Consider the following 14,982-nt stretch of genomic DNA (forward strand, 5'->3'; position numbering starts at 1 on the left):
ATGTCAGGACAAGGCGCTCGATTGAGTAATAGCTAGCTATTGGGATTGAGAGCAACGCAGGCGTGATGTATTTTAACCAGCACAAGTGAGCAATAATTTAATAGAATTAGTATTAATGTGCCTTGTGATGTGTATGTAGCGCTTGAGTATTCTGGCTGGCTGAAAAGCCTTGATTAATCATCGCCGCTAAAAAGGGCGTTGATTCGTTATCGCCAACATCAGCATAATCAGTACTTTGATAGCGTGAATACTCATTAAAGAGTGAAGCGATTTGTTCGACGGTACCTTGATAATTTGTTAATGACCACTGGCGAGTCGAGGTTGCGCTTTTGAGCTCGAAGAACTTTACTAACTGAAGGTTAGGTAACCAAACTAGTTGATATTCTGATGTTTGTGTTTTATGAATATAATGTTGTTCTAATTGACAACCTGAATTTTTTTGCCCAACAAGCTGCATTTTACTAAGATCAGGTGTCGATACTAATTGAAAAATATCTTGCCACTTTGGCTGATATCTTAATTCATTTGATTGGTACTCAATGGTATGTTGGTATTGCTCAAAAGCTCTATTTAACGATAAGCGATTGCCATTGTGCGACCAAATATCATTCACACCTTGGCTAAGATCTCGCTGCAAGACTCTATTATTGTATCGATGTAATTCAAATGACTGTGTTTTTTTAGCTGAGGTTACCTGTGCTTTTTGTTCCTCTATATTATTGGTTTTCTGTTGGCTAAAGTCATAATAAGCACTTAGTACTTTGGGTAATATTTTGCATTCGCTGGCAGTACTGCTGACTGATGTAGTTACTCCTACTATAGTGAAAAGTAGTAGGGTCAATCGTGATAAAGAGATAATTTTCATACTAAGATTACTCGCATAAGAAAGAAGTGAGTTGATTAAAGTAAATTAGAATAAGTTAAAGCTAATTAGAGTAAACGAAAGGAAGCTGCCTATTTTGTACAAAAGGTGACAACTTCCTTGGGTGCTACTTTTAAAAGAGCTGGTCTTTAACTAACTAACTAATTCATTGCCTTTTCAGCTTGTTTCACTAAATCAGCGGCATAATCCATTACATGGAAAATTATACTTTGCTCATTTGTTCCTGTGACTAAGTGAGCACCAGGTCCCATTGCATAAATACCGACATCTTCACCTGCATGTGTTTCTGAACCTCTTGGTACCAAGGATTCTTGATGAAAACCTGTTGAGCTTGTATCAACCAGCGTTAGGTCTTGACGGCCAGTTATCGCATCACCGTTATAACCTTCATCGGCATCAGTCTCTGAGCCTAAATCTCTAAAACCTTTACCGTTGGTATAACCTAGAGTTGTGTAAGGCATACCATCTTTTGCTAGACTTGGTTCTGTTTTTCCTACATTAACTACCTTACCTAGAATTGGATTACCACGTTTTGGATAACCTGCCATGGTAAATACATGACTATGATCGGCAGTAACAATAATCAAGGTTTCTTCAGGGTCAGTGTTATCAACAGCAGTTTGTACCGCATCAGCAAAAGCAATGGTATCGGTTAATGCCCCGTGAGCACTCCCAGCATGATGGCCATGATCTATTCGCCCAGCTTCAACCATTAAGAAAAAACCTTCTTTATTATTATCAAGTATATCAATAGCTTTACTGGTCATTTCACGTAAAGAAGGTTCACCCGAAATATCATTTTTACGATCGGCTTCATATTGCATATGTGATTCATTAAATAAACCGAATAAACGTTGCGTAGCATTGGTATCAACGGCATCAAAACCTGCTTGGTCAATCACGAAACTGCCCGTTGGATATTGGGCTTGCCATTCAGCTGTTAAATCTCGGCCATCGGTTCTATCACCTTCAACGGTGCTTGTAGCATCAGCAGTATTATATGCGGCGTCTTTTGGTAAAAAGTGACGTCTTCCTCCCCCTAGAACAACGTCGAGACCATCAACATCAGTACCGGAAAAGCGGCTTTCAATATCACTTTCAAAGCTGATAAGTTGCGAAGCTATGTCTACGCAACCAGCTGTAATAGCCTCTGCAGGCATATCTGAAATATCTTCCCAGTTTCTCTCCGCAGACTTAGCATAGGTTGCTGCGGGTGTTGCATGAGTAATACGAGCAGTAGAGATAATACCCGTTGATTTCCCTGCAATCTCCGCCAACTCTAATGCCGTTACTAGCTCATTACCTGATGCTGTGGAGCACTCTCCGCGGCTAATTGCTTCACTCACGCCAATGACACCAGCATCAGTTTTAACACCTGACATCATCGCAGTCATTGTGCCGGCAGAGTCAGGAGTTTGTGCATCAACATTGTAAGTTTTAGCAAAACCAGAGTAAGGGAATTTATCAAAACTTAGCTCATGTTCTTCACCCAATTTTCCTAATTGTTGACCCGCTAATATACGTGCGGCGGTAACAGTTGATAAACCCATACCATCACCGACAAATAAAATGACATTTTTGGCTTTGCCGCGCGCATTAACCAAAGACTTAGCATTTAGCTGGGCTTGGCTTAAAATACTCTTCCCTTGTTCATACCATAAGTTGTTGGTAGTTGCGGTTAATGATGAACCCTGCATCTGAGTAACTGTTGGTTTGCAAACATATTCTGTTGTCTCAATTTCACCAGCGTCTAAAACACCTGAGCTATCGCTATCTAAGCCTGAGTCAATTTGTACGCCACCGTTAAGACATTGTTCATGACCAACGCTGACTAGCGTTTGGTTGATTAAACTGTTTGACCCTTGTGTACCGTTATCGCCATTTGTACCGTCGCTGCCATCGCAACCGGCTAACGCGGCTAACGCGGCTAACGAGGCTAATGAGGTTAATTTTAATGTTATATTTAATGTTTTATTTGATTTTTTATTTAAGGCTTTCATTGTTAATTCCTTTCTATTAGCAAGTTATTGAGCAATTAAGCCAAGAGATTGATTGATGATGTGAAAAACAACACTTTGCTCGATAACACCTTGCGCTAAATGAGCACCTGGACCTGAAGCGTGTAGACTAATATCTTCGCCAGCATGGGTTTCTGAACCTAATGGCACCGCCGCTTCTTGATGGAAACCTGTCGATGTTGTATCTACGGTTGTTAAATCTTGACGACCGGCAACGGCATCATCGTTATAAGTTAGGTCGGCATTGGTTTCGTTGACTAAATTTCTAAAACCTTTACCATTTGTGTAACCTAAGGTGGTGTATGGCATGTTGTCATCAGCGAGCGCTGGCTCTGTTTTACCTACATTAATAACCTTACCTAATATCGGATTACCACGTTTAGGGTAGCCTGCAATGGTAAATACATGGCTATGATCCGCGGTCACTAATATTAAGGTTTCTTCGGGATTAGTACTGTTAATTGCCGCTTGTACCGCATTTGAAAACTCTATGGTATCGGTTAATGCATTGTAGGCAGAGCCCGCATGATGACCATGGTCAATGCGTCCAGATTCAACAACAAGAAAATAGCCTTTGTCATTGTTATCTAATATATCAATGGCTTTACTGGTAAGTTCAGTGAGGGAAGGTTCACCAGCAATATCATTTTTACGGTCGGCTTCATATTGCATGTGAGATTCATTGAAAAGTCCTAACACGCGCTCAGTGTTACTGGCATCAATAGCGTCAAAACCAGCTTGATCGATAATATATTTACCGCTTTGATATTGTTCTTGCCACTTGGCTGTTAGGTCAACACCATCAGTACGATCGCCTTCAATGGCACTGTTAGCATCGGCGCTGTTGTAGCTTTCATCTTTTGGTAGGAAGTGTCTGCGACCACCACCAAAAGCAACTTCAATGCCATCAACATCAATGCCCTGGAAGCGCTGTTCTAAGTTTTTCTCAAAATCAATAAGTTGTGTTGCAATATCAACACAACCAGCTGTTACAGCTGTTTCAGGCATATCAGAGATATCTTCCCAGTTACGATCGGCAGACTTTGCATACGTAGCAGCTGGCGTTGCATGGGTTATGCGCGCCGTTGAAATGATTCCCGTCGATAAGCCCTTAATTTCAGCAGCTTCTAGCGAGGTCACTAACTCATTTCCTGCAACCGTGGAGCAATCACCACGGGCAATATCTTCATCAACACCAATAACACCAACATCTGTTTTTACGCCTGACATCATTGCCGTCATTGTGCCAGCAGAGTCAGGCGTTTGAGCATCTACATTGTAGGTTTTAACTTGCGCTGAATAAGGAAAGGTTTCAAAACTTAAGTAACCTTCTTCTCCTGATTTACCTTCATTCTGTCCGGCTAAAATTCGTGCCGCCGTTAAGGTAGATAACCCCATGCCGTCACCGACAAATAAAATGACATTTTTTGCTTTATTACGTGGTGTTAGTTTAGTTTTAGCGATAACAGATTGCTGACCATCTGCAAACCACTGACTGTCTTTTTGCACATTGGGTAAAACTCCAGCAACGGCGACGCTAGAGAGTAAAAATGATGACAAAGCTGAAAGTGAAACCCACATTGAGTTCATAGTGCTTCCTTTGTTTTTTAATTTAAGGTTAGAAGTTAGGAATTAAGGTTAATTATTATTGCTAATGCGCATGCATTAACATCCCCAGTATCCTAGTGATTAAAAATGACAGTTTGGTAAAGTAAAGATGAATGAACGATGAAGGATTTGTAACAGCATTGTGACAAGGTATAAGGAGTAAACTTCTTAACAGTCAATATTGGGTGGTTCGGGGAATCACAGAAGGTAACAATTTCATCTTGCTATTAAGGGCAATTTACGAGATAAACACCCTTAATACGTTATTTTAATATAACTAACTTAGATAAATAATAGAGACTTAGGTGTTAGCAGATATTTTAGTGGGGCCAATTTTACGACGTTTAACATCACAACAATTAGTGCTGTGGTGGATTAGCCCATTTGAGTGTCGTGGAGCGCTTCACTGTTACCTAGGTGATGAGCACTTAGATGAAGAGAATGTGGGTGGTGCTGACTCAACAAATACTACCGCTAATACTTCAACTAAAGATAAGCCAACTTTCATAGCACCGCTTGATGATAATAATTTAACGACTTTTCGAGTTGGTAAAAAAGCCGTTGTTCATTTGTTAGATGTAAGCATTAACTTACCGGTAGAGACTTATATTGAGTATGACTTGCTGTTAGTAAATGCAAGTGACTCGTTTGATACAAGCAGTGGTAGTTCCTTAAATAGCACCGAAGTTAGCACCAAAAACCTAGCTGATATTATCCCTCATTTAGCCTTTGACGATAGAATTCGCCCCTCCTTTATTATCCAAAAAAATATAAATAATTTACTGCATGGCTCTTGTCGTAATCCACATCACGAGAGTCCAGATAGTTTATTAGCGGGCGATCATTTAGTTGGACAAACCTTAACAGATGTTGAGCAAAGACCAGCATTATTGATGATGTCTGGTGATCAAATTTATGCTGATCATGTTGCTGGTGTTACCCTTCATGCTATTCATCAAGTTATCGTTTTATTAGGATTAAATGATGAGAGCTTTAGTGATGAATATTTAGCTGAGCAAGGCATTACTTGCGGTAGTGAGCTTTACCAGTTTAGTGAACAATACTTTCAACGTGAGCTACTGTTACCTAAAAGCAGTTCGCCAGCATATTGGTTTAGACCCGCTTTTTTTACATCAAGAAAGCAACAGCCCATTTTTACCTCCACCTATTCTCATAATCATGTGATGACATTTGCTGAGAATATGGCCATGTATTTTTTAGTGTGGTCACCTACTTTATGGCAGCAGGTGAAATTGGAGGGCTTTAATGTCCCTGTAAAATACAAAGCGGTTCATCAGCAAGAGTTAGCTGCCATTAAAGACTTTGTTAGCGGCTTAGATAAAGTTCAACGCTTACTCGCGCACACGCCAACGTACATGATTTTTGATGATCATGATGTTACCGATGATTGGAATTTAACTGCGGCATGGGAACAAGCTGCTTATCAAGACCCGTTGGCAAAACGCATTATCGGTAATAGCTTGTTTGCTTATTGGTTATGCCAAGGTTGGGGAAATGATCCTAAACAATTCAAAGGGGATTTTTATAAAGTTGCCAATGATTACCAAGTGGCAAATGCTAATCAAAACGAATCAAATTCAGAGCAACAAGACAGTGATTCGCAAGACTTATGTCCACAAGACATCTTTATTGATTATTTATTAACGTTTTCTCATTGGCAATACACGCTTGATAGTCATCCTAAACTCGTCGTGCTTGATAGTCGAACACGTCGCTGGCGCTCAGAACAGGCGTTGGACGACCCTTCAGGATTAATGGATTGGGAAGCTTTGTGTGAATTACAACAAGAGTTGATAGGGCATAACTCTATCTTGTTGGTATCACCGGCGCCTATTTTTGGTGTTAAGGTCATTGAAACTATTCAACGTATTGCCACGTTAGCAGGGCACCCATTAGCGGTAGATGCTGAAAATTGGATGGCGCATCCAGGGGCCGCGAGTACCTTGTTAAATATTTTCAAACATCCAAAAACACCAGAACATTTTGTTATTCTTTCAGGCGATGTGCATTACTCTTTTGTTTACGATGTTGAGTTGAGGTTTCGTCACCATTCGCCGCATATTTGGCAAATTACTTCCAGTGGTATTAAGAACCAATTCCCTCAACCGCTCATTGGTTTATTTGATCGGATGAATCGTTGGTTTTATGGACCTTATTCACCACTAAATTTATTCACCAAACGTCGCTCTATGCGTATTAAAGGACGTAAGTTAATGGTTGGTGAGCAAGAACAGAAATTGAAGTTAGGTCATCAACGGCTGCAACCTAAAAGTGGCTTGGGGTATTTAGAGCTTAATGATGATGGCTCGCCACAGTTAATTGCAGACTTACATTGTGATGGCAGTAAAACTGTTTTTATAGAAACCAGTGAAGAATTACTGCCTTAGTATTTTTTCTTTACCGGTAACATACGCGTTAGCGTGTCATCTTTTTGAATGTAATGATGTACTAATGCTGCCACCGCATGAAAAGCAATAAGGTAATAACCCCATGAGCCTATCTCTTTATGCCACCCCTCTAATAATTTTCCTAAAGGTTTGTCATAGGAAATAAGTGCAGGTAACTCTAGCCCGAAAAAAGGAATTACTTTGCCTTTTGCACTGAGTACAAACCAGCCAAAGATTGGCATAGCAATCATGAAAACATAAAGTACTAGATGTGCCATGTGGGCTCCCCGAGCTTGAAGAGCTGAAAGTGGCGGGGTTATTTGGGGAATAACTTGTACACTGCGTAAATAGAGGCGCGCACAGACTAAAATAAAAACCGATAAACCTAGCATGAAATGCCACATCTTGAAGAGGTCTCGCAGCTCTGTACCTTTTTCAAAAAATACTCTGCTTTCAATACTAGCAAAAACTAAAATCATTAAAACCACCATTAACCAGTGCATTTTAATTGAAATCGAACCATAGTGATTTTGAGTGTTTTTCCAAGTCATGATCAATCCTTATACCAATTTCATTAAATTATTGTCCACTTGTACTGGTTAAAATGCTCCAAGACCGCGTTGCTCTCAATCCCAATAGCCAGCTATTACTCATTCAAGCGCCTTGCCTTGAATTATTTTTTCTACGTACAACAAGGCCACAAACATAATGATAGTGGTATTAATTACTTTTTGGGGACAAAGGTGCTTGCCAAGTCGGCAATATCATCAACACTTTTTGCCAGTTCTTCCATTTGCTCGGCGACATTATCAGTTTGCTGCCAAGTAGATTCGGTATTTTGTGCAATATCCGTTAAGTGGCTATTTATTTCGTGAGACACGCAAGATTGCTCTTCAGCTGCTGTCGCTATTTGAGTCGCTGCTTGGTTAATATTTTGCATTTTTTCGACCACTGAATTAATTTGCTGATGCGATGCCTGAGCACTATCAACACAGAATTGCGCTTCATCTTTATTTTTATTCATCAAGGCAACCCATTCCTCTATGGTATTAAGCATAATGGTTAGGCGTTGATGAATTTTTACCGCTGAGTCTTGGGTCCGTGATGACAAGTTTCGTACTTCATCGGCAACTACGGCAAAACCTCGGCCGTGTTCACCGGCTCGTGCGGCTTCAATGGCAGCATTTAATGCCAATAAGTTTGTTTGGTCGGCAATCGACTGAATCTCTTCCATCAACGCACCTACGTTATTTGCCGACTGCGTTAAGCTGTCTGCAGAGCTTGAAGCACTCTCTACCGATTGTGCCAAATGACTTATTTTATCGCTAGTTTCATAAATGCTTTGCTGAGATTGCTCACAGTGCTCGAAAGTTACTTCTAATTCGCTGGCAACATTGACCGTATTTTGGGCAATATCTTGCGTAGACTCCTGCATTTGAGTCATTGCAGTACTGAGCTGTTCTAAATCATTTTTTTGTTGCGCTAATGTTGTTCGAGTATCTGTTAGGCCTTGACTCACTTTTCCCATAACGGCTTTTATCGGTTTAGCAGCGTCAAGCGTGCGTTCAATAATGGCTTTAATCTTGGTTTTTAACAGTAAAAAATTAAAGTCAAAAACACTGGACGTGCCCTTACCGAAATACACTTTGCGAGATACGGAGTCAAACACACTTTGCATACGTTGGGCACGCATTGCGGTAGGTATAATATCAGACCAAAAAACGAGAACAGGGGTAATGGCGCTAAGCGCTGCAACGATGGAGGCAAACAAGCCGAGCTGAGTAAAAATAAACCCTTGCGCTACAATCGACAGTAAAACTAGAAAAGCAAACTTATGGTTTTTAGTAAACTCAAAGGTTACCCAGCTGTTATTTTTATTAAGTGCTTGATAGATCTGTTCAGCATTGCTAGCAAGTGAAGTGTCTGCGATGGAACTAATGCATTGAAAACCCGTTATTTTATTTTGGCTATATTGCGGCGTAATAAAAACATCAAGCCAAATTGGATTACCTGTTTTGCTTTTTAGTTGTAATAAACCGTGCCATGAAAAACCTTTTTCCAAGGTTGCAGATAATTCATCAAGCACCATCTTTGGCATTTTTTCATGGGTTAAACTACGTGTATCCGTATTGAGCAGTTCACTTTCTTGATAGCCGGTTGTTTGGCAATATGCTTGATTTACATAGGTATAATTACCCTTCAAGTCGGTAACAGTAATTAATTGTTTCATAGTAGATGACATAAATTGCACAACTTAAAGTGGTTAAGTTAATAATAACAGTGATAAAAAGTTATTGTTTTGATCTATATCGGCAGCAGAGAGTGAACTTTAATGAATTTTTAGTAAATTATATAAACTCTGTATATAATTTATTAAAACTGCTTATTCTAACTCGCTTATTTTTTCATGGAGTCAGCGTTTTCTATACTGATTAAGTTATCAAGAATTTGTTTAAGTAGCTCGCCACCCAACTGATTACTCTCTAGACCATTCTCATTACCAAAACTGCCTAACTGTATATTGCTAAAGTGCTTGGTTAATATTTTATGATCTTTAATGACGGTTAGAGTCAAGTCTTCAATAATTACAGAGCTTATTTTTACCCGTGTTAGCGCTTTACCTAACAAGCGTTTTTTCTGCTTAGCTTCATTAGAGGCGATTACTGCTTGGTTGGTTTCAACCGTTTGTACTTTTGGGTTGGTATCTAACTCTTCTAAGGCCAATCTTTCGCTTCGCTCAGGATACATTTTTGCATAAAGCCCTGCGCTGATTTGTGGATATAAAGCTGGGTAATCAGTAGCTAGCTGGGTATTAATGTGCTCAAACAAAATTTCTAAATTAGTTTTACCTGCTTCACTTGTTTTAGGGATCTCAGACCAAGCCTGTAAGCTGCCTAGGCGAAGTTCTTCTACGTGAACGATAGTGGTTGTTTTCTTCTGTATGCTGGGCGAATCAAGCTGGCGGGTGGGTACTTTTGCTAGTTGTGCACTAATATTATCTGCTTTAAAAAGTAAAGGCTGGGTTAAGCCATCAATATTGCTCAGAGAAAAGTCAGTAAAGTTAGTGATGCCAGTATTATCTGAGTAATCAGCACTGAGTAGTTTTGCTTCTTGCGAGCTATAGTAATGGCTCTGCAATATCACTTGGCTTTTGAGGTAATCATTTAAAGAGCTATTCGCGAGATACCATAACATGGTGCTAAAAAATAATAGTAAGGCAAAGGCTAGTACGGCTAATTTGTTCAAAGGGTTATCTCATTTGCATTAATTTGCGTTAAGTGGTTAATATTTTAAGCTAAGTTACCGTCTAGGTAAATGCTATTAAGTAGGCTATAGGTTATAGTATTTGTGTACAAACTATACCCAAACCACTTGAAGCTGCGTATTTCAGGGTACCTGAGCGTATTATGATCAAGGCGCCTCTTTTTATTAATGGTTATTCCCTTAAAAAACGAGGCAACGAAGAGCATAAATTGCTCAGGAGTTCCCGTAGGGCTGGTTTAGAAACGCTTTATGCTACGTTATTGATTTCGACAATAGAATAACTATTTTTTTCAATCAATGCCTTGCCTAAAGGTGTTTCTAATTCCAGCTGAAACCTGCATCTTCATGTAGTGTGGGTATATACGCTTTATACTTCACTATCAATATGCTACTAGAGAATTTTATGCCAAATAAGTCTGTGTCTACAGCGCCTGCAAGTACTCCGTCTCTCATCAGCCGTTTACCCCTATTTATTATAGTTGCCATCCTAGTGGCCTTAATTACTTATTTGCAATGGCCAGAAGCTAAGCAAGAAAAAAGTACATTCAAGCGTGTCGTTGCGGTAAAAATGGTTCCGGTATTACTTGCCGAATTTATTGAAAGCGTTGAAGCCGTTGGTACAGCGAGAGCTAATGAGCAAGTTGTTATTACCAGTAAATATTCAGATCTTGTTGATGAAATTTATTTTGACGATGGTCAGAGAGTTAAAAAAGGCGCTAAATTAGTTAAGTTGAATGACCAAGAAGAGTTAGCAAAGGTTAATGAATTAAAAGCTAATTTGTCAGAGTCACAGGCGCATTTAAAGCGATTATCTGAGCTACTCGCCAGTCGAGCTACTTCGAAGTCTTTAGTTGAGCAACAAGAAGCAAAAACTAAGGCGATTGAAGCACAACTCGTTAGTGCGCGCGCTAAATTAAATGACTTAACTATTCGTGCGCCATTTGCTGGCGTATTGGGTTTTCGTGAGGCGAGTAAAGGTGCTTATATTGATGCGGGTGATGTCATTACTAGTTTAGATGACTTGAGTATTATCAAAGTTGATTTTCACTTACCTGAGCGTTTACTAACCCATATTCATGTTGGACAACAAGTTAGCGCGATAAACAGCGCTTATAAAGATAAAGAATTTATCGGTAAAATAACTGCCATTGATAGTCGAATTGACTCAAGTACGCGAAGTATTAAAGTGCGCGCCACTATCAGTAATAAAGCATTAAAACTTCACCCTGGCATGTTGCTCAATATTAGTGTGTTGTTACAAGTAGAGAATATATTACAGTTACCTGAAAGCAGTATCATTCCTATTGAAGATATCCATTATGTCTTTGTTGAAAAGGAAGGGAAAGCCATTCGAAAAGCAATAAAAATTGGCCGACGTCATCCTGGTTTAGTAGAAGTTTTATCAGGTTTAGTTGAAGGTGAGCATGTGGTTGTTGAATGGGCACTTAAGCTTCGAGACGGCTCAGCAGTCAGTATCATTGGTCAAGTAGCTGAGGTAGAAGCTGAGATAAAAGATAAGGCTATTAAGTCAGCTAACGAAAAGACCAATAAAGCACCCGCTGAAAACGGGAGCAAAACCTAGTGATTCTTTCTGATCTATCGGTTAAAAGACCTGTTTTCGCTACCTTATTAAACTTACTTATTATAACTTTTGGTATTGTTGCTTTTTTAATGTTGCCCTTACGGGAATATCCGGACATTGATCCACCGATTGTTAATATCAGCACTTCCTATCCAGGGGCTTCTGCAGCCATTGTTGAAACTAAAATCACCCAATTACTTGAAGATAGAATTAGCGGCATTGAGGGGGTTAAAACGATTAACTCTAATAGTCGTGTTGGTCGTTCAAGCATTACCATTGAGTTTAATTTAGACCGCGATATTGATGCGGCCACAAATGATGTACGCGATCGCATCTCTCGTGCATTAAATAACCTACCAGAACAATCTGATCCTCCTGAAGTATCTAAAGCTAATGACGATGAAAGCGTAATTGTTTGGTTCGTTTTACAAAGTGAAACCATGAGCACGTTAGCGCTTACCGATTACGCTAATCGTTATATCGTTGACCGTTTTGCCGTGGTGGATGGTGTTGCCCGTGTACGCGTTGGTGGCGGTCGAACCTATGCTATGAAAATTCGCCTGAATCGTGCATCTATGGCTGCGCGAGATATTACCGTACAAGATATTGAAAGTACTTTACGTGATGAGAATGTTGAGTTACCTGCAGGGCGTATAGAGTCAATCGACAGAGATTTCTCTATTCGCGTTGAGCGTAGCTATTTAACAGCGCAAGACTTTGCCAATATGGTCATTAATCACTCTGAGAGCAAGTCAGTAGTGCGATTAGGCGATGTTGCTGAAGTATTTATTGGTGCGCAAGATGATGAAAACATGTTCCGCGGTAATGGTAAAAATATGGTCGGCTTGGGTGTCATCAAGCAATCTAAAGCCAACACCTTGGATGTGGTGAAAACCGCTAGGAAAGAAATGATCGCTATTCGTGACTCTCTCCCTGTGGGAACAACGATCACTAATAGTTATGATAGTTCGGTGTTTATTCAAGGTTCTATCGATGAAGTGTACAACACCTTAATTATTGCCATGTTAATGGTGGTCTTAGTTATCTTTTTATTCCTAGGTAACGTTCGTGCTACTTTAATTCCAGCCGTGACGGTACCTGTTGCTTTAATTGGCTCAATGATGGCGTTATCTTGGTTTGGTTTTTCCATTAACTTGCTAACATTATTAGCCTTGGTACTCGCCATTGGTCTTGTTGTTGATGATGCTATTGTAGTACTTGAAAATATTTACCGCCGTATTGAAAATGGTCAAGCGCCATTAATGGCTGCGTACGAAGGGGGCAGGGAAGTCGCTTTTGCGGTTATTGCCACCACGTTAGTATTGGTTGCTGTATTTGTCCCACTGGTCTTTCTCTCTGGCAATATGGGACGTTTATTTACCGAATTTGCCATTGCTATCGCCGCCGCTGTCGTTTTTTCGAGTCTCACAGCGTTATCACTTACGCCCATGATGTGTTCAAAAATGCTAAAGCATAGAGAGCGAAGTTCTTCATTTGGACAAAAGCTTGACCGCGCTTTTGCTCGCTTTGAAGCCGCTTATGGCCGTGCATTAGCAAGTAGTATTCATCAACCTCTGTTAATTGTGCTTGTGCTGGGCTTATCATTAGCGGCAGTATTTTTATTGTTTAATAAATTACCTTCTGAATATACACCTAAGGAAGATCGCGGTAATTTCTTCTTAATTATGCAGGGTGCTGAAGGAGCTAGTTATGAAAGTAACGTAAAAAACATGCATAAGATTGAAGAGAAACTTCTAGGTTATCAAGCTGAAGGGGAATTAGATCGTGTGTTAGTGCGAGTTCCTGGTTTTGGTGGCAGTGGTGGTATTGCCATTGTTGGCTTACCTGAGTGGGATAAACGAAGTATTGATACTTTTAGTTTTATTAACAAAATAAATCGTGATGTGCAAAATGTTACCGATGTCCGTGCGTTTGCTATTATGCGCCGTGGTATTGGTGGCGGGGGCGGTAGTAATGCGCCAGTGTCTTTTGTATTACAAGGGAATACCTTTGAAGAGCTGGCTCAATGGCGTGATATTTTGATCACGGAAGCGCAAAAGAACCCTAACTTGTCGAATATTAATAGTGATTATAAAGAAACGTATCCTCAGCTATTAGTGCAAATAGATCGTGAACGTGCCTATGACTTAGGTGTTCCAGTAGGAGATATAGCTCAAACCTTAGAGACAATGTTAGGTCAACGTCGCGTTACTTCCTTCGTTGATCGCGGTGAAGAGTATGATGTAATTGTTGAAGGTGATGAAAAACAATTTCAAAGCCCGACTGATATCGATAATCTTTATGTACGTTCTCGCACAACGGAAAAACTAATTCCATTAGCTAACTTACTTAATATTGGTGAGAATGCGACCTCGTCGAGGCTCAACCGTTATAATCGCTTACGTAGCATCACGGTGACAGCAAACTTAGCTGATGGTTATGCCTTAGGTGATGCGTTAGATTTTCTTGTTGATGTTACTAAAAATAAACTGCCAGAGCATGTGCAAGTTGATTATAAAGGCGAGTCTTTATTACTAAAAGAATCAGGTAACTCCATCTTGTTTGTTTTCTTACTTGCACTCTTAATTACTTACTTGGTGTTAGCCGCGCAGTTTGAAAGTTTTATTCATCCTTTCGTTATATTACTTACCGTGCCACTGGCGCTGGTTGGAGCCCTTGCTGGGTTAGAGCTTATGGGCATGAGTTTAAACATTTATAGCCAAATTGGCATTGTTATGTTGATTGGTTTAGCGGCAAAAAATGGTATTTTAATTGTTGAGTTTGCTAACCAGTTACGTGATAGAGGTATTGCTTTTGAAGAAGCATTAATTAGTGCCGCTCAGCAAAGATTACGTCCAATTGTCATGACTACGTTTACCACAGTAACAAGTGCAATTCCTTTAGTGCTAGCCGTTGGGCCTGGCGCTGAAAGCCGAATGGTTATCGGTGTGGTTATTTTTTCTGGTGTATCATTGGCGAGTATATTTACCTTGTTTATTGTGCCAGGAGCATATTATTGGTTATGTCGTAATACCGGCTCACCGCAAGCCATTTCCAAAGAAATTGAAAAGGCTGAGCAACTAGGATAATGACAATGTTCTATTTAGATATGTTTGTCTTAGTGTCTTAGTGTCTTATTAGTTATTAATAATTAACTAATAAGTCCTTATGTAAAATTAAAAAGCCCTAGTGACTCTCGTCTGCTAGGGCTTTTTTATG

9 protein-coding genes are annotated in these 14,982 nt (G+C 39.9%); 3 read left to right on the plus strand and 6 right to left on the minus strand.

All coding sequences use genetic code 11. The annotated features are described in order from the left end of the window. Positions 1-112: 112 nt before the first annotated feature. From ESZ36_RS21315 to ESZ36_RS21325, 3 genes are all read right to left on the minus strand, one after another. Complete coding sequence (locus ESZ36_RS21315) at positions 113-865, minus strand: hypothetical protein (RefSeq protein WP_146791615.1); 753 nt, start codon at positions 863-865, stop codon at positions 113-115. Between the two features lie 158 nt (positions 866-1,023). Beyond that, a complete protein-coding gene (locus ESZ36_RS21320; protein WP_211357840.1) occupies positions 1,024-2,883 on the minus strand; it encodes an alkaline phosphatase family protein in 1,860 nt (619 codons plus the stop codon). Positions 2,884-2,907: 24 nt separating this feature from the next. Further along, on the minus strand, positions 2,908-4,491 hold the full coding sequence (locus tag ESZ36_RS21325) for an alkaline phosphatase (RefSeq protein WP_146791617.1): 1,584 nt from the start codon (positions 4,489-4,491) through the stop codon (positions 2,908-2,910). Between the two features lie 323 nt (positions 4,492-4,814). Between ESZ36_RS21325 and ESZ36_RS21330 the strand changes: the two genes are divergently transcribed. Next, positions 4,815-6,917 (plus strand): metallophosphoesterase family protein, encoded by a 2,103-nt coding sequence (locus ESZ36_RS21330; protein WP_146791619.1) that lies wholly within the window; start codon positions 4,815-4,817, stop codon positions 6,915-6,917. Here ESZ36_RS21330 and ESZ36_RS21335 read toward each other — a convergent pair. The 3 genes from ESZ36_RS21335 to ESZ36_RS21345 all read right to left on the minus strand — a co-directional run bounded on the left by ESZ36_RS21335 (position 6,914) and on the right by ESZ36_RS21345 (position 10,163). Then, positions 6,914-7,468 carry a cytochrome b gene (locus tag ESZ36_RS21335; protein ID WP_146791622.1) on the minus strand — a complete coding sequence of 185 codons (555 nt, stop codon included), beginning with the start codon at positions 7,466-7,468 and terminating at the stop codon, positions 6,914-6,916. The genes ESZ36_RS21330 and ESZ36_RS21335 overlap by 4 nt on opposite strands. 173 nt (positions 7,469-7,641) lie before the next feature. Beyond that, the gene (locus ESZ36_RS21340) at positions 7,642-9,159 is read right to left on the minus strand and encodes a methyl-accepting chemotaxis protein (protein ID WP_146791624.1); all 1,518 of its coding nucleotides are present in this window, start codon (positions 9,157-9,159) and stop codon (positions 7,642-7,644) included. A 155-nt stretch (positions 9,160-9,314) separates the two neighbouring features. Continuing rightward, positions 9,315-10,163, minus strand: coding sequence for a hypothetical protein (locus ESZ36_RS21345; RefSeq protein ID WP_146791626.1), 849 nt, complete (start codon positions 10,161-10,163; stop codon positions 9,315-9,317). A 421-nt stretch (positions 10,164-10,584) separates the two neighbouring features. Here ESZ36_RS21345 and ESZ36_RS21350 point away from each other — a divergent pair, with 421 nt between their 5' ends. Both ESZ36_RS21350 and ESZ36_RS21355 read left to right on the plus strand, forming a co-directional pair. Continuing rightward, positions 10,585-11,763: an efflux RND transporter periplasmic adaptor subunit gene (locus ESZ36_RS21350; RefSeq protein ID WP_146791628.1), complete on the plus strand. Its 1,179-nt coding sequence runs from the start codon at positions 10,585-10,587 to the stop codon at positions 11,761-11,763. Next, positions 11,763-14,852: an efflux RND transporter permease subunit gene (locus tag ESZ36_RS21355; RefSeq protein WP_146791630.1), complete on the plus strand. Its 3,090-nt coding sequence runs from the start codon at positions 11,763-11,765 to the stop codon at positions 14,850-14,852. The genes ESZ36_RS21350 and ESZ36_RS21355 overlap by 1 nt, the downstream gene beginning before the upstream one ends. The last annotated feature ends 130 nt before the right edge of the window (positions 14,853-14,982 follow it).

The organism is Colwellia demingiae, from assembly GCF_007954275.1.
GTDB lineage: Bacteria > Pseudomonadota > Gammaproteobacteria > Enterobacterales > Alteromonadaceae > Colwellia > Colwellia demingiae.

What these genes read in the sequence shown, in the direction of transcription:
- ESZ36_RS21315 (WP_146791615.1), bottom strand. Translation starts at nt 865, where the DNA reads ATGAAAATTATCTCTTTATCACGATTGACCCTACTACTTTTCACTATA.
- ESZ36_RS21320 (WP_211357840.1), bottom strand. Translation starts at nt 2,883, where the DNA reads ATGAAAGCCTTAAATAAAAAATCAAATAAAACATTAAATATAACATTA.
- ESZ36_RS21350 (WP_146791628.1), top strand. Translation starts at nt 10,585, where the DNA reads ATGCCAAATAAGTCTGTGTCTACAGCGCCTGCAAGTACTCCGTCTCTC.
- ESZ36_RS21325 (WP_146791617.1), bottom strand. Translation starts at nt 4,491, where the DNA reads ATGAACTCAATGTGGGTTTCACTTTCAGCTTTGTCATCATTTTTACTC.
- ESZ36_RS21335 (WP_146791622.1), bottom strand. Translation starts at nt 7,468, where the DNA reads ATGACTTGGAAAAACACTCAAAATCACTATGGTTCGATTTCAATTAAA.
- ESZ36_RS21340 (WP_146791624.1), bottom strand. Translation starts at nt 9,159, where the DNA reads ATGTCATCTACTATGAAACAATTAATTACTGTTACCGACTTGAAGGGT.